Annotated in this window: 17 protein-coding genes; 12 read left to right on the forward strand and 5 right to left on the reverse strand. The window is 50.0% G+C overall.

Translation table 11 applies throughout. The annotated features are described in order from the left end of the window. Positions 1-172: ATP-binding protein (locus H6F86_RS15225; protein WP_190449463.1), on the forward strand; the 172-nt coding region annotated here is incomplete at its 5' end. Positions 173-390: 218 nt separating this feature from the next. Here the strand turns inward: H6F86_RS15225 and H6F86_RS15230 are convergent. Then, positions 391-573 (reverse strand): hypothetical protein, encoded by a 183-nt coding sequence (locus H6F86_RS15230; RefSeq protein WP_190449464.1) that lies wholly within the window; start codon positions 571-573, stop codon positions 391-393. A 167-nt stretch (positions 574-740) separates the two neighbouring features. Here H6F86_RS15230 and H6F86_RS15235 point away from each other — a divergent pair, with 167 nt between their 5' ends. The 3 genes from H6F86_RS15235 to H6F86_RS33170 all read left to right on the forward strand — a co-directional run bounded on the left by H6F86_RS15235 (position 741) and on the right by H6F86_RS33170 (position 4,026). Next, the gene (locus H6F86_RS15235; RefSeq protein ID WP_190449465.1) at positions 741-1,505 is read left to right on the forward strand and encodes a Mut7-C RNAse domain-containing protein; all 765 of its coding nucleotides are present in this window, start codon (positions 741-743) and stop codon (positions 1,503-1,505) included. Between the two features lie 480 nt (positions 1,506-1,985). Beyond that, a complete protein-coding gene (locus tag H6F86_RS15240) occupies positions 1,986-2,591 on the forward strand; it encodes a heme NO-binding domain-containing protein (RefSeq protein WP_347240433.1) in 606 nt (201 codons plus the stop codon). 7 nt (positions 2,592-2,598) lie between these two features. Next, entirely contained in the window at positions 2,599-4,026 is a 1,428-nt protein-coding gene (locus H6F86_RS33170) for an ATP-binding protein (protein WP_190449466.1), read from the forward strand. Positions 4,027-4,483: 457 nt separating this feature from the next. On the opposite strand, the gene H6F86_RS15250 is transcribed toward H6F86_RS33170, so the two are convergent. Beyond that, entirely contained in the window at positions 4,484-7,015 is a 2,532-nt protein-coding gene (locus H6F86_RS15250; protein ID WP_190449467.1) for a CPBP family glutamic-type intramembrane protease, read from the reverse strand. Positions 7,016-7,320: 305 nt separating this feature from the next. Between H6F86_RS15250 and H6F86_RS15255 the strand changes: the two genes are divergently transcribed. Beyond that, positions 7,321-7,596, forward strand: coding sequence for a GlsB/YeaQ/YmgE family stress response membrane protein (locus H6F86_RS15255; RefSeq protein ID WP_190449468.1), 276 nt, complete (start codon positions 7,321-7,323; stop codon positions 7,594-7,596). 346 nt (positions 7,597-7,942) lie between these two features. On the opposite strand, the gene H6F86_RS15260 is transcribed toward H6F86_RS15255, so the two are convergent. Then, complete coding sequence (locus tag H6F86_RS15260) at positions 7,943-8,317, reverse strand: hypothetical protein (protein ID WP_199305302.1); 375 nt, start codon at positions 8,315-8,317, stop codon at positions 7,943-7,945. Positions 8,318-8,901: 584 nt separating this feature from the next. On the opposite strand from H6F86_RS15260, the gene H6F86_RS15265 reads away from it, so the two are divergent. From H6F86_RS15265 to H6F86_RS15290, 5 genes are all read left to right on the forward strand, one after another. Continuing rightward, positions 8,902-9,882, forward strand: coding sequence for a Na/Pi symporter (locus tag H6F86_RS15265; RefSeq protein ID WP_190449469.1), 981 nt, complete (start codon positions 8,902-8,904; stop codon positions 9,880-9,882). Positions 9,883-9,944: 62 nt separating this feature from the next. Further along, positions 9,945-10,529, forward strand: coding sequence for a Na/Pi cotransporter family protein (locus tag H6F86_RS15270; protein ID WP_190449470.1), 585 nt, complete (start codon positions 9,945-9,947; stop codon positions 10,527-10,529). 144 nt (positions 10,530-10,673) lie between these two features. Continuing rightward, positions 10,674-11,678, forward strand: coding sequence for an isopenicillin N synthase family oxygenase (locus H6F86_RS15275; protein ID WP_190449471.1), 1,005 nt, complete (start codon positions 10,674-10,676; stop codon positions 11,676-11,678). A 176-nt stretch (positions 11,679-11,854) separates the two neighbouring features. Continuing rightward, positions 11,855-12,031 carry an NblA/ycf18 family protein gene (locus tag H6F86_RS15280; protein WP_190449472.1) on the forward strand — a complete coding sequence of 59 codons (177 nt, stop codon included), beginning with the start codon at positions 11,855-11,857 and terminating at the stop codon, positions 12,029-12,031. Positions 12,032-12,419: 388 nt separating this feature from the next. Further along, entirely contained in the window at positions 12,420-12,581 is a 162-nt protein-coding gene (locus H6F86_RS15290) for a hypothetical protein (RefSeq protein ID WP_190449474.1), read from the forward strand. A 122-nt stretch (positions 12,582-12,703) separates the two neighbouring features. On the opposite strand, the gene metX is transcribed toward H6F86_RS15290, so the two are convergent. Together metX and H6F86_RS15300 are read right to left on the reverse strand one after the other, a co-directional pair. After that, positions 12,704-13,804 carry a homoserine O-acetyltransferase gene (metX, locus tag H6F86_RS15295; protein ID WP_190449475.1) on the reverse strand — a complete coding sequence of 367 codons (1,101 nt, stop codon included), beginning with the start codon at positions 13,802-13,804 and terminating at the stop codon, positions 12,704-12,706. Further along, positions 13,801-15,099: an O-acetylhomoserine aminocarboxypropyltransferase/cysteine synthase gene (locus H6F86_RS15300; RefSeq protein ID WP_190449476.1), complete on the reverse strand. Its 1,299-nt coding sequence runs from the start codon at positions 15,097-15,099 to the stop codon at positions 13,801-13,803. The genes metX and H6F86_RS15300 overlap by 4 nt, the downstream gene beginning before the upstream one ends. A 674-nt stretch (positions 15,100-15,773) precedes the next feature. On the opposite strand from H6F86_RS15300, the gene H6F86_RS15305 reads away from it, so the two are divergent. After that, positions 15,774-16,055 carry a helix-turn-helix transcriptional regulator gene (locus tag H6F86_RS15305; protein WP_242033540.1) on the forward strand — a complete coding sequence of 94 codons (282 nt, stop codon included), beginning with the start codon at positions 15,774-15,776 and terminating at the stop codon, positions 16,053-16,055. 47 nt (positions 16,056-16,102) lie between these two features. After that, positions 16,103-17,017 carry a chemotaxis protein CheB gene (locus H6F86_RS15310; RefSeq protein ID WP_190449477.1) on the forward strand — a complete coding sequence of 305 codons (915 nt, stop codon included), beginning with the start codon at positions 16,103-16,105 and terminating at the stop codon, positions 17,015-17,017. The last annotated feature ends 101 nt before the right edge of the window (positions 17,018-17,118 follow it).

The raw sequence follows: 17,118 nt of genomic DNA on the forward strand, positions 1-17,118 counted from the left end.
GGGGTTAGGTTTATCGATCAGTTATCAAATTATTACAGAGAAGCATGGGGGGCGGTTGTCTTGCCACTCCACACCCGGACAAGGGGCGAAGTTTGTCATTGAGATTCCCATCCAGCAAGCTACTCCAGTACGGAGTCAGCTGCGCCCCCTCGAAGCAGTGCTCTGTGAATGAAAGACTGCTGGCGTTCAGGCCAGTCGCCGTGCCGTGCGCGCCACATGGCTTGGAGAGCATCTCACTCAGCCTTCTTTGAGCGCTCCCACCACTCGGTTGCATTGTCCTTTCTCACCCGTTGATGGTATCGCTGCCGTGGTGCCGTTGCTTGCTTCAGAGGCTGAGGCTTGACCATAAGCCTCGCGCCATCAGGCAACCGTGCCGCTACCGCTGCGTCATCATCGCCTCACTTCGGCAGACTCCGCCCCCGATGGTTGAAACCAACCCATCATTTTAGTTCCAGCGCTCGCTTCTAAAAGCGCGCCCAGTCCCTCCCTGCCGTAGGGCGGGTTAAGCGGGTCAGTGAGGTAGCAGTACCCTGGTTGACCGTTCCAGGTGGCTTCCGCCCAACTTTGAGGCAAGGATGGGTTGGCAGAGCGTCACCCCTGCTGCTCAAAGCTTGGCTGCGTTACGTTAGCACTAATGCAGTTTACGTTTAATGACTATGATCACCAGGTTAAGCAAGCGCTTCATCGTTCTTGGCTGGACGTGAATCGCGAGCTTGGCATCCATTCAGCGGCTTCACCCCATGTCTCATGCCTTCTTTCGCTTCTATGGCAATCTCAATGACTTTCTGCCGCCCAAGCACCGGCAGGTAGAATTGACGCGCGACATCAAAGAGCAGGGTTCGATCAAAGACGCAATCGAGGCTTGGGGAGTCCCGCATCCTGAAATCAGCTTGATCGTCGTCAATGGAGAATCGGTCAGTTTTGACTATTTGGTGCAGGCGGGCGATCACGTTAGCGTCTATCCCCAAGACACCACGCTCGATATGGCAACCCTCTCCCAGGTGCAGCCGCCGCCACCACCACAGATGCGGTTTGTGCTGGATGTGCATTTAGGCAAACTGGCAACCTACTTACGCTTATTAGGCCTTGATACCCTCTACCGCAATGATTACAACGATGCTGAGTTGGCCCAGATCTCTAGCCGAGAACAGCGCTTGCTGCTGACGCAAGATCGAGGACTGCTGAAGCGAAGCATCGTCACTTATGGATATGCCGTGCGGTCAAACGATCCAGAAGCACAAATGTTAGAGGTGATCAAGCGGTTTAAGCTACAGCCTGTCCTCGCTCCCCTCCAGCGCTGTCCTCGATGTAACGGTACCTTAGTCACCGTTGATAAGGCTGCGATTCAAACGCAGGTGCCCTACTATACTCACTTGTACTACGACGAGTTTTCCCAGTGCCAGCGTTGCCATCAAATTTACTGGAAGGGCGCCCACTATGAACGCATTCAATCATTGCTTGCTGCTGCAAAGGTGCCAGCAAGAAATCCGGTACTAAGAGAGTAGTACCGCTCTACGCAATGCTGGTAGTCATAGACCGCGGGACGTCTTTCGGAAAGATATCAATCTGAAAAGTGAAAGTTGGAAGTCAGTCACTTTCCAGCTTTCGGCAGCCGGCTTGCTCCGTTGCGAAAGCCGCAACGGAGCAAGGAGAGAAAGAAGGGAAAGGCGCTTGAGGAGCAACGGAACAGAAACTCCCGTTAAGGCTGAAAGGCTTTACTAGCAGCCGTTCTAAAAAGAACTTTTCAGTCTCAATGAGACGTACCACTTGAACTCTAGGTTCTTTGGCACAGCCATGAGGAACGGCACAGCAGGGGCCTAAGGTTCCTAAGTTTCCGAGAGTTCAACTGGTACACGCTGATTGAGCCGCTTAACGGTACTTTCTGTTCGGCTGAGACTCAAACCCCGATAGCAAGATGGCTGCGGTGCGACTGGCCGCAGTAGCGATTGTCTGAGCTAGTTTAAGCTGTTGCAAGACGAAGGAAAGTGGGCATCTTAAGCTATCACCAAAGCCAACGGTTCGATCAATCAGAGGATGCTATGTACGGACTGGTGAACAAAGCGATCGAAGACATGGTGCGTAGCCAATTCGGTGAAGCCACCTGGAAAGCGATCAAGCAAAAAGCGGCGCTAGAAATGGATACCTTCATCAGCATGGAGGGGTATCCCGATGATGTGACCCATAAGTTGGTCAAAGCAGCCAGCGAGATCTTAGGGCTGTCGGCTGCAGACATTATGCAAGCCTTTGGCGAATTTTGGGTGACGTACACCGCTCAAGAAGGCTATGGCGAGATGCTGGAAATGAGCGGCGACAATCTGCCAGAGTTTTTGGAAAACCTGGATAGTTTGCATGCCCGTGTTGGGGTGATTTTTCCTCAACTCCAACCGCCATCCTTTGACTGCACGGATCAAACCGAAGAAGCGTTGAGCCTGCACTATCACTCTAAGCGAGAAGGGTTGGCTCCTATGGTAATAGGGTTGGTCAAAGGGTTAGGCACCCGCTTTGATACAGAAGTGGAAGTAACGCAGACACAAAGCCGCGAGGAAGGTGCTGACCACGACGAGTTTTCGATCAAATATCAGCAAAGCTGAATGAGTCATGTCTCCTGCTCAACTGTGCCTGCCACCGTCGCTCTTTGCTGGTGTCTTTCCGTTTCATGTCGTGTTCAACCGTGATCTCGAAATTTTGCAGGCTGGGGAGGTGCTGCAGCGAATCATGCCGACAGAATTAATCGGTAGCCACATAGAGCAGCATTTTCAGCTTCATCGTCCACGCATTGCCTTGGAGTTTGACGCAATTAAGCAACAAACACGCTCCCTTTTCCTGCTGGAGTCGCTTCACAATGGGATGCAGCTGAAGGGTCAGATGGTGTATGTGCCAGACCAAGAGATGATCTTTTTTCTAGGCTCTCCCTGGGTCACTGACACGGCGAGTTTGACGCCTTTAGGCATTAAACTCAAAGACTTTGCAACCCATGACCCGATCGTGGATTTTCTCTTTTTGTTACAAGCGAAGAATACAGCTTTAGCAGACACAAAAAAGTTGACGGAAGAACTCACTCAGCAGCAAGCACAGTTACAGAGTACGTTACAGATTAAAGAGAATCTGGCTAAAATTGCGGAAGCGCAGGCTGCAAAGTTGAAACAAGCGCTTGGAGAACTACAGCAAGCCCAAACTCAATTGATTCAAACCGAGAAGATGTCGAGCTTGGGTCTGCTAGTGGCTGGAGTGGCCCATGAGATCAACAATCCGGTGAATTTTATTTATGGCAATTTGAAGCATGTGGATGAATACACGCAGGACTTACTAGCGCTTTTGCGTCTCTATCAAGTGTGCTATCCCAGTCCAGCGGCGGCCATTGAGCAGCACAGCCAAAGCGTTGATCTAGATTTTTTGATTGAAGATCTACCGAAAATCATCGCCTCGATGAAATTAGGAGCCGATCGCATTCGTCAGATCGTACTCTCACTCCGAAATTTTTCGCGCTTGGATGAAGCAGAGATGAAAACAGTTGACATCCATGAAGGACTTGATAGCACCCTGCTAATTCTGCAAAACCGATTGCAGACAAAGGCTGAATCGCCTGCGATTGAAATCGTTAAGCAGTACGGGGAGTTGCCGTTAGTTGAATGTTTTGCTGGGCAACTCAATCAGGTCTTTATGAATCTTTTGAGTAATGCGATCGAGGCGCTGCATAGCTACGACAGCGAGCGTTCGATCACTGAAAGGCGCCAACATCCCAGCCAAATTACCATTAAAACAGAAATTCGAGGTGCAAACTCTGTGGCTATCGGGATTATTGATAATGGTCCTGGCATGACAGCGGTGGTGAAGGAGAGGCTGTTTGACCCCTTCTTCACCACCAAGCCAGTGGGTCAAGGTACAGGGCTAGGCTTGTCTATTAGTTATCAGATCATTGCTGAGCAGCATAAAGGCAAGCTTCGCTGTCTATCCGAACCAGGCAGCGGGACCGCGCTTTGGATTGAAATTCCTAGCAGCCAGAACAACATAGGCACAAAGCGATAAAGGGGTTAAGTTAAACTCAACCCCTTTATGGTCCACCTTCATTGGTTTCAGAACCATAGATAAAAAGTCTCTACTTCTCTCCCCTTACTTGCTGGACTAAAACTGACCGCAAGCACCGTTCGGCTCTATTCTGCAACACTGATGCTCTCGTTCCTGTTGGCTCCAATGCCGCTTCTATCGTTGGCTAGTTGCGGGTGGCAGCAACCACTCGAAGGCGTTTGTCGCGTTGGGTGTAGTGGATGGCGATCGCTGCCGAGCATCGGTGGGTCCGTTGTCTCAAAGGAGCAGTTCAAAGTCAGCGTGAGTTTGGGCGAGGATGAACCCGTGGGCCCATCTAAACAGGAAGTTACGGTTTCCGCAGGAATCTTTAGCCCCTAAGACCTTCATTTCCCGTTAAGGCAACAGTAAGAAAAACGCTCGTTTGCTTAGCAGCGCCAATAAGAGGATAATTGCTTCATCAACTGTACTTTCTGGAGAGCTGTGGCTGTAATTGCTCCATGCCCCCAAACTGGGTTAACCAGGTAGTGGTAACAACCCAATGGATCAGAGTCGTGAGCAAGAGGGAGCCAGTGAGAAAGTAGGCAACAGTGCAGGCGGCACCCAGTAAGCCCGTTAGGGTCAAGAAAACGGGGTTGAAGAAGGTCGGATTACCAACTTTGTAAAATGTTTTGGCGTTCAATGGATGGTAAGCGATGAACAAAAGGAGACTGAAGACGGCCCAAAGCAGCCACATCAGCGCCGTCACTCCAGCCCGAGGAGAGGGCAGCAACAAGACACGAAAAAGGAACTCTTCCAAAAGCGCAGGCAGGAAAAATAAGCGCACTGTTAACTGCAAGTAGTCCCGTCCAGAAGCGTGCCAGGGTTTGTAGCGCAAAAAACGTTGAGAGAAGCCAAGCGGTAGAGCGATCGCCCCATAAAGGAGCAACAGCCAAAACGCAACGTTCCAGTCCGACCACGTTGGCAAGCTCACCGCACTCAAAATTCGGGTGAACAGAATAGTGCCGAGTGCCACCCTCGTTCCAGGCAGTGTCCACAAGCCAAAGACTTGCGTTGGAGCGATGGGCAGAATATCGGGGTTGTCGCCACCAACCTGGTTAGAGCGCAAAAACCACAGTTTTGCACCGTGCCGCAGGAATTGCAGACTCAGTTCATCTTGTGCTTGGCGTGGCAGAATCGTTCTCCAGCTTTGCAGAGCAGTAAGAACATTCGCCGGTCCATCCGCTGCACGGACAAAAGCACCTGGCTGAATCTCAGTACCAGATAGAACATGGGCATTCGCTTGCCAGTCTTGTCGCACCAGTCCAAAGGGGGTGAGCTCTCGTTGCAGATCATTCCCCAGCGCAATCAGCCGTTCAAAGCGTTTAACGGTAGGATCATGAGGATGGGAGGACCACCAGCGTTGCATTTCTGGACTGGATTCAACCTGCTGCCGCATGACTTGAATCGTTGCAAATAGGGCTTGGTTGGAATCTTGCACACAGGAAGTTGCCGCTGTAACACTGGCAATACCCGTGCCATCGCCAGTGCGATAGCGAGCGGCAATGATCCGCAACTGACGAGTCAGTTCGGAGAAGGGTGAAAGCGTGTAGCCGCCAAAGTCATAATCCTGCCCGATCGTATCCAGTTTCACAATGACATCAGCAACCGGACGGGTACCGAGCCATCCCCGTTGGAGGTTGCCCATGTAATTCGTCCAGGAATGCTCCCCTGAAATGACGCCTTCAATGTTGTTGGCGTAGATCTGTTGATAGCGCACCTCTAGCTGCAACTCGTTAGTAAACGGATCGCGAATCACTGTTGCTAACCCGTAGGCAAAATGGCCGGTAACAGTGCCCACAGCAGCACCTTCCCCACTCCTGCCGCCCCTGCCGCCAAAGAGATGCATAACTAGCGCGCGATCGCCCTCTTGCCATTGGTCAATTGCCGTTGCTGCGGTCTGTGCTTGGGGATCAATTAAAACCGTTTGCAGTGTGCCCTTGCGTTGCTGCGTGTTGCGCCAGTTTTGCTCATGAATGTAGTCTAGGCCCTGACCTTGATCGAGCAAAACTTGCTGTGGTTGCAGTTGAAACAGTGATCGTGGTTTGATGGCTTGCACGGTAAACAGCCCCGTTTGATCTTGGGCACCGTACAGGTACCAGCCTGCCGCTCCGGCTGGGGATTTTTCCAGAGCTCGTGGGGTAGAGGCATAGACCCCATTGCCATCAATTGGCTGTTGCGGCATGCGAACCACTGCTTGCACGCCGTCAAACTGTCTGGTGGCTGAATTGTAGTGTTGCACCCGCAAGAGTTCACTGGGGCAAGGCGGTTCACCTGGACACGCTTTAGGCATAAATTGCGGCGGTGCATTTGCCACCGGACCTAAAAACTGCACGAGGGCAACATATCTGCCAGTGTCTAACAGCGGTGCTTGCTCAATTTGTAAAACGGGTTGACCATTTGGCTGCTGGCTTAAGGTTGCTGCTGCAAGTGATACCGTGACATCATCCTTGGGTCTGGCTCCAGCGATCGCCTGCAGCGGTCCCACTTGGGCGCGCCCATTTAAGCGATCAGCGAAAAGATCGGCTTTTGTACGGCGGAGTGTTGCTATCAGTGGCGAAAAGTTCACATCCCGTGTGACCGTTACCACATCTCGCTGGAGTGAGCGCTTTTGGCTCCATGTCAACCGCACCTGCTTGCCAATCAAAGCAGTGGCGTTGGGCGGCGCCTCAGTGACCTCCATCCACACCCAATCGGTACCACGTTGCTCTTGTGGCTTAGGCAAAATGAGTCGTCCCATCCAAGGAGCCACGGGGCGGTAGAGATCCGTTGGTAGCGTTTGCTTGACTGGATAGAACGCTAGCTGGTTAAACAGCGCTTTGCCAGTGATGTCATAGTGAGAAGCCATCGTGCTACCAGGACTGCTATGGAAGAGCAGCGTCGCACTGGCAACGAGTACCCCAAGCAAGAGCAGAACCAAGCGAGCGCGCACGTGGTGCAGAATGCTGGTCATAAGCAAAGGTAAGCGTGACTCAATCAGTTCAGAATACCCAAGCCGGTAGGATAATCCCACCAAGTGTGACATGGTGTACTTAGCTATCGGGCAAACGCAACAAGCGAGGGGCTCTCTCTTTAAAGAGAAACGGTCATCCCTTGCGGGTTCTCTTTGGTGATAAGGCAGAGTGGTAGCTTTGCTTTTCTCTTCCTTCCGCCTCACTCAGGTTCTTGCTAGAGGCGGGGACAAGCCAGCAGTTGCGCCTGTTAACTTAAGAACATCACAAACGTTTTTCGGCACGTTCTTTAACAGGAGACAACAATATGAATATCTTGGCTTGGATCGTTTTAGGTCTGATTGCGGGCGCGATTGCGAAGGCGCTTTTTCCTGGTCATCAGGGTGGCGGCATCCTAGGCACTATGATTTTGGGTATTGTCGGTGCTTTTGTTGGTGGTAGTCTCTTCAGTTTTTTGACGACTGGCACGTTGGCGTTGACCTCAGCCGGACTGAGCTTGAGCGGCATCTTGGTCGCTGTGTTGGGCGCGATTGTCACGCTATTCATCTACTATGCCGTGACCCGTCGAAGCGCTTCTTACTAAGCATTGAAGTAAGCGACTAGCCTTGATTCACGATAAAGCCCCTGTACGAACAGGGGCTTTTTGCGCAACTATCGGCTTCGTGTCAGGAAGGCTGACTTCTACAGTTGTTGAGCGCATAAGGGTCAGCGGTCATTAAGCATCTTGCTTGGACTCGAAAGTCCACTCTTCGAGCTTAGTGCGACCCAAGGGGTGCTTACATCTTTCCTTAGTCAAGTCAGAAAACGGGCATCTCTTGCAACAGAAAATTTTGCTGTACGCTTTCCACCCCCTGGAGGAGCTTATGCTGACTACTATTGACGCTTCATCACACTGCTTCACTGGTGCGTTGCTTTAGCACTAGCGCTGCTTAAGCTAGGTTAAGGTAAGTATGTATATACGCCTGAAAGTTCCTCAGCCCGTCGTCCCCTTGCCAGTGTGCTTTGAAAGTTGACAGGTCTGTCAGGTACGTGGCGTTGTCACCTTCATAGTTCAGCACAGTAGAGTAGTTAAAGACCTTACTGGCTCTAAAGGCAGTGGCTGGGTTGATCCAGTCACTAATGCCCCACAGGACTTCCACAATCCGGTAAAAATTGAAGTCACGACGCCACGCATCGTTTTCTGACTTGTAGTCTAGGACTCTGACTAAATGAGTGACGTAGCCGCGTTGTCTTAGTAGCAGCAGGTCTTCTCTCACTGGTCTGTTGGCATTGCCTTCATTGTCTCGCCACACCAACTTGAACAAGTGACCTTTGCCAAACGGTTAGTATGCCCAGGGTTCCTTGTTCTGCGGCACAATATTCTTTGTCCACTTCAGGTTTTGTAAATTCATACTGACGCTCCAAGGCGCTTAAAAAACAGGTTTCTTGCTGAGACGACTGACCGCTTGGCTAGAGCCGCAGTCAACGCCTCAATCAAAGCTGATCAGAACCCGTACCGCTCAGTGCCTCAGCAGGACTTTAAAGAGCGATCACGGCTTGAGTTAATGGCAAACTAAGCATTCAGGAGCAAGCATTCCTCATTGCTCCTGATTTTTTTGGTCTTTAATTGCATTCACTACACCTCACACCCTATACCCCTACACTCATGTCCATGGAACTGAGCTTACCCAACCAGTAATACCAATGCTCCTAAATAGCCCTACAGATTCGTTGCTGCTGACCGCTGATCGCCGATCAAGGATTACATCGACAGTTTAGGGAAATGGTATAACCTGTCTGAGCTACTGCATTGGTTCACTTTTCATTAACCTTATTTCAACCTATCCTTAATGAACGGTAGCTCAATCGAATTACCGCGCTTTCTGATTGCGTTAGGGGAGGTGTGCTGATGCTCAAGACCCATGATCCAACTCATTTGTTGATCTTGCTGGTCGGTGGCTCCATGCTGCTCTTATACGGAGTCAAACTGGTAACAGAGGCAATGGAGCGGGTCTGTGGTGCACGGCTACGGTTAGTCATGATGGCTTTAGGAAATCGCCCGTTGGCTGCTTTTGGTACAGGAATTGCGGTAACAATGCTGACTCAAAGCTCCACAGCAACGGCTTCCGTCATGATTGGGCTGGTAAATACCCAGTTAATTCCGCTAACGGCGGCGATCGTGATGCTCTTAGGTGCAGCCGTTGGCTCAACGCTAGTGGTGCAATTGCTGGCGTTTCATTTCACCGATTACGCTTTGGAGTTGCTGGGGTTAGCCGCCACGGTCGCGGTCATCACTCGACGAACGAAACTGCAAGAGGTAGGACGAGGCGTATTTAGCTTTGGTTTAGTGCTGGTCGGGCTAGCAATGATTGATGCTAGCAGCACACCGATCGCCGATAGCGCCATTACCAATGCCATCATGCAAACCCTGGCTCAGTCACCACTAGTTTTACTGTTATTGGGAGTTTTACTGGCGGCAGTATTTGTCTCCAGCATTGTGGCGATCGGGATTGTAATCGTGTTGACTGCTGGTGGCGCATTGCCGTTAACGGCTGCGTTGGTCGTAACCCTTGGTGCCAATATTGGCACAACGTTGACCCCACTACTCTCTGCTCTCAACCAGGGCAATCTGGCAGGATGTCGCCTGGGATTGATCTATACGGGCACTCGCTTAGCGGGTGTTGCCGTGGTCATGAGCTTGCTCAAGCCGTTAGCAACGCTCTTAACGCATTTCTTGCCTAACCCAGCGGCTCAAGTTGCGATCGCCCATCTGGGCTTCAATCTGCTGCTGGCAATGCTCTTTCTACCGTTTGCTGGTCAATTGGCAGACTTGGCAACGCGGTTGTTACCGAGCCAGAGCGATCGAAGAAGCGAACCTTACATTATCTAGACCCCGATGCCCTAACCTTACCTGCGGTCGCGTTGGGGCAAGCTATGCGAGAAGTGCTTCGCATGGCAGATCTAGCTACCGAGATGCTGCAACTTAGCATTCAAGCTTTTGAGGAAGGAACTAAAGATTTACCCAAACGGATTGGGACATTGGATGATCAGTTGGATGATTTGGAGTCGGCAATTAAGCACTACTTGATGCAATTGAATGCTGAGACACTGAATGAAGAGCAGACGCAACGTGAACTATCGCTTTTGCATATCAGCACTGAATTGGAGGCAATCGGCGATATTATCGATCGTCAACTCATGCGGTTGGCTCGTCGTAAACACCGCAAGCAGATTATCTTTTTACAGCCCGAGTGGGAAGATATGGTAGCGTACCATCGAGAAGTTTTGGGACTACTGCAACAAGTTCTGGCAGGATTGGCAGCTCAAGACTCTGAACTTGCGGAAGAAACCATTATCCATCGACAGTACCTTAACCAGATTAAGCGGGAAATGCATCTACGGCACTTGCAGCAACTCAGCTCTAGCGCACCAACGAATCTTGATGCCAGTGCCATTCATCTAGAAATGGTTAATGCCATGTCACGCATTCTGTCTCATACCTGTAGTATTGCCCGCGCCGTTCAGGGAGATTTATAGATTGCAGTCAATAGTTTGGAAGCCCTTGACTGTCTATGCCAGCCCTCGATCGCATTTGAATACTGTTGTTTGCCGTCATTTCGGGTTCAATCATGCCATGATTGTTGGGTAGATTCGTAACCCTCTTGCTTTGGAGCAACGGGTATGGCAACTCAAGAAACAGTAAGTAGCGTTCAAATTCCCGTTATTGATGTGAGCGCGCTGGTAGCAGGTCAGGCAACGACCGCGATCGCACACCACATTCGACACGCGTGCTGTGAAACTGGCTTTTTCTATGTCGTTGGTCATGGTATCGATGAAGCGTTGCAACACCGCTTAGAACAACTTAGCCGTCAATTTTTTGATCAATCATTAGAGAAAAAACTACAAATTCGGATGGCACTGGGCGGACGTGCCTGGCGCGGCTACTTTCCGGTAGGTGGTGAACTTACATCTGGTCAGCCAGATTTAAAGGAAGGGCTTTATTTTGGCACCGAATTAGATGTTGCACATCCGTCTGTTCAAGCTAATGTGCCCATGCATGGAGCCAATCTTTTTCCCGACCTTCCCCAGTTTCGTGAAACTGTATTGGAATATCTGGCAGTGATGACCCAACTCGGTCATACGTTGATGGCTGGTATTGCTCTTAGTCTTGGCTTAGAAGCCTCTTATTTCCGCGATCGCTATACAACTGATCCCCTCATCCTGTTTCGTATTTTCAACTATCCACCAGAAAGCAGTCCTGAAGCACCTTCTTGGGGTGTAGGCGAACATACTGACTATGGGTTGCTCACCATACTAAAGCAGGATGCTTTGGGCGGGTTGCAGGTGAAAGCAAAATCTGGTTGGATTGATACACCGCCGATTCACAATGCCTTTGTTTGCAACATTGGCGATATGCTCGATCGCCTGACAGGTGGATTTTACCGCTCCACACCACATCGAGTGAAAAATGTGTCAGGACGCAATCGCCTCTCTTTTCCCTTCTTTTTCGATCCCAACTTTGATGCGGCGCTACACCCGATCAACCTGAAAGGAGTGCTGGTTGAAGAGGCAAAAGAACAGCGCTGGGATAATGCCAGTGTGCACGAGTTCCGTGGGACGTATGGCGATTATGTATTGAGCAAGGTTGCTAAGGTGTTTCCAGAATTGCGTCAAGAAGTGCTATGAGTCTCATCATGGTCTTTTCATCAAGTCGAATAATTCCGTTCAATGAATTTGTATACCATGTACTGCAAGCATGTATCTTACGTCATAGGTGATCTGAATTAAGCATGTTAACCTTTGAATGAAAAGTGTGAATTTGATTGGCTGCAACGCAGTGTCGCTCTTTTTCTAGGAAAACTATGCTATCTAATGTAGATTTTGAACTAACCCTGGAGCAGCAGTTCCAGATGCAAGTAATTGAAAAAGAATTAGCAACAATGAATCAAGCAAAGCTGAAAGACCTCCTGCTTCAAACCTCTCGTTTGCTGATGATTAAAGAAAACATTATCTGTTCTTTAGCAAAAAGAGCTGTTTAGTCGTAAGACCACACAGTCACGGCTGACGGACAACAGTTTTGCTTTACCAGCTTGAAGCCAAGGTTTGAATTGCGTCTCTTGCTTCCGCTAGAGAGTCCTCTCGACGATCGGATCGAAGTCCTTTTGCGTGGATGAATTGAATCTCTATGATGCCAATGAAATTGAACATGGTTCTCAAAAATGTCTCTTGAAAATCGAAGGATGCAAGCGCGGAGCCTGAACTAAAATCGCTGCCACAAGCTGTGATAATTAGCATCTTCTTGTCTATCACTAAACCCCGGAAACCATTGGCATCTACTGCAAAGGTGTGTATGGATGCATCAGGCTCCAGATCTGCCAGTACCTCGGCTGACTAGGCATAACGCAGATTAGCGGAAATATTCAGCCAATGGCTGCTGGTGTCGGTGCTGCAAGCGATGCCCCTACCAATGTCATGACGGCGCTCAATAGCTTGACTAACAGGGAACGATTGGCAGTTTTCAGCCGATGCGCCGCGACTAGAGAACCACTAAAGCCAGCACCGATGATCGCGCTTGTGGAGGAGGCATGAACAGGCAGAAAATCAGAGTTTAGAGCACATTAATACGATCGCAATGAGCAAAAACAACTAGTCCTAAGCAAGAGCCTGTATTTAACGGGTTAAGTCGCCTTAACTCATTAGACATCTAGCCATTAAACGGAACACGCAGTTGACTCAGCCGCATTGTTGCCTGCTTCAATCTGATGCCGAAAGTTGATGATGAGTTGGTTCAAAGCTTCCATGTCAATCAAAAAGGCATCGTGACCATGTGGAGAATGGAGCCAGGTAAACTGAGCATTGGGCAGATGGGTTGCCAGTGCTTGTTGTTCCACCGGTGGATACAACATATCTGAGTCGATCGCCACTACCAAGGCAGGCTGCTGAACCCGACTGAGAACGGTTGTATAGTCGCCCCGACCACGAGCTACATCATGCGTATCCATCGCGTGGGTTAAGGTGATGTAAGTGTTGGCATCAAAGCGTTCCACAAGCTTTTGCCCCTGATGGCGCAAATAGTGCACGATCTTATAAGGGCGATCGAAGCTGTCATCCTGCTGCTGACGGCTAAACTTCGCCTCAAAGCTTGCCCACGAACGATAGGTCAGCATTGCCATCATGCGTGCTGCCGCCAATCCAGCGTTCGGTGCCTGATCTGGCAAATAACGCCCCCCTTGCCAGTTAGGATCGGCATAGATCGCCTGTCGCTGTGCTTCGCTAATACCAATGCACCAGGCAGAATGTTTGCCAGAAACCCCAATGAGCGCGATCGCCTTAACCCAATCAGGGTAAAGCAATGCCCATTCCAATGCCTGCATCCCACCCATTGAGCCACCGATGACAAACTTAATTTGATTGACTGACAGCGCCTGCAGCAAAACTGCCTGCAACTGTACCATGTCACGGATGGTAATCGATGGAAAAGCGGCACCATAGGGCTTGTCCGTAGCAGGGTTAAAGCTTGTTGCTCCCGTTGTGCCGTAGCAACTGCCCAAAACATTGCTGCACAGAATAAAATCAGTTTGTGGATCAAAGGTTTGATCAGCGCCAAAAAGCGGTGCCCACCAATCATCGGCATCCGCTCCCCCGGTGAGAGCATGACAAACCAGAATGGCATTATCCCGCTTCGCGTTCAACTGTCCCCACGTGCGGTAGGCAATTTGCACAGCCATCAACACCACGCCCGATTCTAAGCAAAACGGCTCTGTGAGCGTATAGTACTGCGTTTGCGGTGAGACAAAGGGGCGATCGCTCATACGTGGTGAAACGCCTGCTCAAAATCAGCTTTGATGTCGTCAATATGCTCAATACCCACTGATACCCGCACCAACTCCGGAGTGACGCCTGCTGAAACTTGCTCTGTATCGTTCAACTGCTGATGTGTGGTGGAAGCCGGATGAATGACTAATGTTTTGGCATCACCCATATTTGCCAGATGGCTAGCAAGTTTAACGTGGTCAATAAACGCTTTGCCTGCGGCTAATCCACCCTTAATACCAAAATTCAGTACACCGCCAAAGCCATGGTGCAAATATTTTTTGGCACGCTCATGATACGGGTGGTCAGGCAAGCCGAGGTAATTTACCCATTCCACCTGAGGCTGTTGCTGGAGCCATTTTGCCAGTGACAGCGCATTATCCACATGGCGCTGGACTCGCAGGGAAAGCGTTTCTAACCCTTGCAGGAAGAGAAACGCGTTAAACGGACTCAAGGCGGGTCCTAAATCGCGTAGCCCTTCCACCCTGGCGCGAATGATAAACGCAATATTGCCAAAGGGTCCCTGAGCGCCAAACACATCATTGAAAATTAGCCCGTGATAGCCTGGTGCTGGATCAGTAAAGACAGGAAACTTACCACTGCCCCAGTCAAACTTACCAGAATCGACAATCACACCGCCGATCGATGTTCCATGTCCACCAATCCATTTGGTTGCAGACTGCACCACAACATCAGCCCCATGATCAATGGGTCGCGCCAGATAGCCTGCTGCGCCAAACGTGTTATCTACAATTAAGGGAATACCGTTCTCATGGGCAATGTGTGCCAGCGCAGCAAAATCAGGCACGTTGAATTGGGGGTTGCCGATTGTTTCCACAAACAGAGCTTTGGTACGGTCGTCGATCGCCTGCCGAAAATCTTCCGCGTTGTCCCCATCCACAAACTTGACCTGAATGCCTAATCGGGGAAACGTCACCTTGAACTGGTTGTAGGTGCCGCCATAGAGGTAGCTGGTAGACACAATATTGTCACCTGCTTGGGCAATGTTAGTGATTGCCAGCAGTTGCGCTGCTTGCCCACTGCTCGTTGCCAGTGCCGCCACGCCGCCTTCCAGCGCCGCTACCCGTTTCTCAAACACATCTGTCGTCGGATTCATAATTCGCGTGTAGATGTTGCCAAACTCTTTCAGGGCAAACAGGTTGGCACCGTGATCAGCACTATCAAACGTGAAGGATGTCGTTTGGTAAATGGGGACAGCACGGGCATTCGTGCCAGGAGCAGGTTCCTGCCCAGCATGTACTTGCAAGGTTTCAAAACGATAGGGCTCAGTCATAGGGCATCGTTTAGTGAGAGTGAAGGGTTACGACATTTGATGGAGCGAATGCTACAGCGTTTACTCATTAAGTAGCCACAGTTCTATGAAACAGGTATAGGGCTTTGACGTGAGTGCTCAGCCGAACGGTGTGAGAGTGTGGTGAATGCAAATCAAAACAGTTGTAAGTCGCATTTTGCAAACTACGGTAAATCGAGCGATCTATGCTGCTTAGTATAATACTGACATCCACTCCTTTTTGAAAGGCATGGTCTGAGCAATTTAGGTTAAATGAGCGACAGAAGTCAGCCTTACGCCTACCCCGCCTTTGTATAGCAGTGGAGATTTGGTCGCTAAGGCTGAAAAGCTCATGAAATAAAACTTTCAGGCATTAGTTTATTAAGTGCATAATGGTTCGAACTGTTCCACGTTTAACCATTTTGGAGACAGTCGATGCTATAAAAGCTTGGTTTTACGTTGATATAGCCTTGTCCGTGTAACTAGCTCAGCGATCGAAATGGGATAGCTGATCCTTAGCGATCATTTCTTCTCCGCTACTATGCAAAGGCAATAGGTAGGCTTTGACAAGCTTTAGTAGATAAGAAATACCCAAAGGTAGATTTGCCTTAGTTTTTTGACGTGCTAAACATTAACGGATGACGCATCATTTGTTAATGTTTGGACGAGGGTAATTTATGTCGTTGACAATGCCTAAAGCTAACCCCCCGTTCGCTGATCTAAATCAGCTTGTCCGTGAATTGAGAGTACTGTGTGGGCTGACTCAAGAGCAGTTTGCCGCCAGACTTGGTGTGACATTAGTAACGGTAAACCGTTGGGAGAACGATCGCGCTAAGCCAATGCCCTTAGCCTTGCAGCAACTGAACGCCTTGGCAATCGAAATGAGTCAGTCTGGCAGCGAAGCAGACCGCGAAATGGCTCACCGTTTGCTGAAACAGTATTTTCCGAAAAATTTCTAGTTCCCCAATTCTTAATTCTCGAATCGTCAGTAGTGCATGTATTTTTTATGACTTCCCCCCCCGAAAATTCACCTGAAGTCAACGCTTCTGAACTCATGGAAATAGGGCCTCTCGCTAAAACCGATGCTCCTTTTCCAGTGGTAGGGATCGTTGCTTCTGCCGGGGGACTGGAGGCATTCACAGAACTGATTCGTCACTTGCCGACGGATACAGGCGTGGCATTTGTATTGATTCAACATCTCTCTCCCGATCACGAAAGTCTGCTGTCCGAAATCTTAGGCAAAGTTACCGAAATGCCCGTGCATCAGGTGCAAGACCAGATGGTGGTTGAACCAAGTCAGATCTATGTGATTCCGCCTAATACTCAGATGACGCTGGTAGATGGCATCTTTCATCTCGCGCCACGCCAGAAAATTCAGGGTCGCTATGTACCTGGAGATGTATTTTTTGACTCCTTAGCAGTAGATCGGGGAAACAAAGCGATCGCAGTGGTTCTATCGGGCATGGATGGAGACGGGGCACAGGGGATTAAAGCGATTAAGGAAGCAGGCGGTGTGACATTTGCTCAATGTGAAGCAACCGCCAGATTTGACAGTATGCCGAATACCGCTGTGGCGACTGGCAGCGTGGATTTTGTGCTGCCGCCGCACGCCATTGCCACAGAACTGACAAAACTCAGTCGTAGTCTCGTTTTACAACGTTCAGAGCTGATTCAGAGCCAGATTGTGCAGGAGTTGCCCCAACCCGGCAATGCCCTGGAAACCATTCTGGCGCTGTTGCGAACCACGACCGGCATTGACTTCACGCTTTACAAGCCCACGACGATCGCGCGCCGCATACAGCGTCGGCTGCTGTTGTACAAGCTCGAAAGCTTAGAAGAGTATGCTCAGTATCTGAAACAACACCCGGCTGAAGTTCAAGCCTTGTATGAAGAGATTCTGATCCATGTCATACCAACTTAAATGAGATACAGGGCAGATGAACTAGACTGAGAGAGCTGTTTCAAGCCTTCTACTGATGGCGGGTGTGACCTCAATTGACGTGAAAGAAAGTTTAGCTGATC

This window comes from Phormidium sp. FACHB-592, assembly GCF_014695795.1.
Classification (GTDB): domain Bacteria; phylum Cyanobacteriota; class Cyanobacteriia; order Leptolyngbyales; family Leptolyngbyaceae; genus Stenomitos.

What these genes read in the sequence shown, in the direction of transcription:
- H6F86_RS15235 (WP_190449465.1), top strand. Translation starts at nt 741, where the DNA reads ATGTCTCATGCCTTCTTTCGCTTCTATGGCAATCTCAATGACTTTCTG.
- H6F86_RS33170 (WP_190449466.1), top strand. Translation starts at nt 2,599, where the DNA reads ATGTCTCCTGCTCAACTGTGCCTGCCACCGTCGCTCTTTGCTGGTGTC.
- H6F86_RS15250 (WP_190449467.1), bottom strand. Translation starts at nt 7,015, where the DNA reads ATGACCAGCATTCTGCACCACGTGCGCGCTCGCTTGGTTCTGCTCTTG.
- H6F86_RS15255 (WP_190449468.1), top strand. Translation starts at nt 7,321, where the DNA reads ATGAATATCTTGGCTTGGATCGTTTTAGGTCTGATTGCGGGCGCGATT.
- H6F86_RS15265 (WP_190449469.1), top strand. Translation starts at nt 8,902, where the DNA reads ATGCTCAAGACCCATGATCCAACTCATTTGTTGATCTTGCTGGTCGGT.
- H6F86_RS15270 (WP_190449470.1), top strand. Translation starts at nt 9,945, where the DNA reads ATGGCAGATCTAGCTACCGAGATGCTGCAACTTAGCATTCAAGCTTTT.
- H6F86_RS15275 (WP_190449471.1), top strand. Translation starts at nt 10,674, where the DNA reads ATGGCAACTCAAGAAACAGTAAGTAGCGTTCAAATTCCCGTTATTGAT.
- H6F86_RS15280 (WP_190449472.1), top strand. Translation starts at nt 11,855, where the DNA reads ATGCTATCTAATGTAGATTTTGAACTAACCCTGGAGCAGCAGTTCCAG.
- H6F86_RS15290 (WP_190449474.1), top strand. Translation starts at nt 12,420, where the DNA reads ATGGCTGCTGGTGTCGGTGCTGCAAGCGATGCCCCTACCAATGTCATG.
- metX (WP_190449475.1), bottom strand. Translation starts at nt 13,804, where the DNA reads ATGAGCGATCGCCCCTTTGTCTCACCGCAAACGCAGTACTATACGCTC.
- H6F86_RS15300 (WP_190449476.1), bottom strand. Translation starts at nt 15,099, where the DNA reads ATGACTGAGCCCTATCGTTTTGAAACCTTGCAAGTACATGCTGGGCAG.
- H6F86_RS15305 (WP_242033540.1), top strand. Translation starts at nt 15,774, where the DNA reads ATGTCGTTGACAATGCCTAAAGCTAACCCCCCGTTCGCTGATCTAAAT.
- H6F86_RS15310 (WP_190449477.1), top strand. Translation starts at nt 16,103, where the DNA reads ATGACTTCCCCCCCCGAAAATTCACCTGAAGTCAACGCTTCTGAACTC.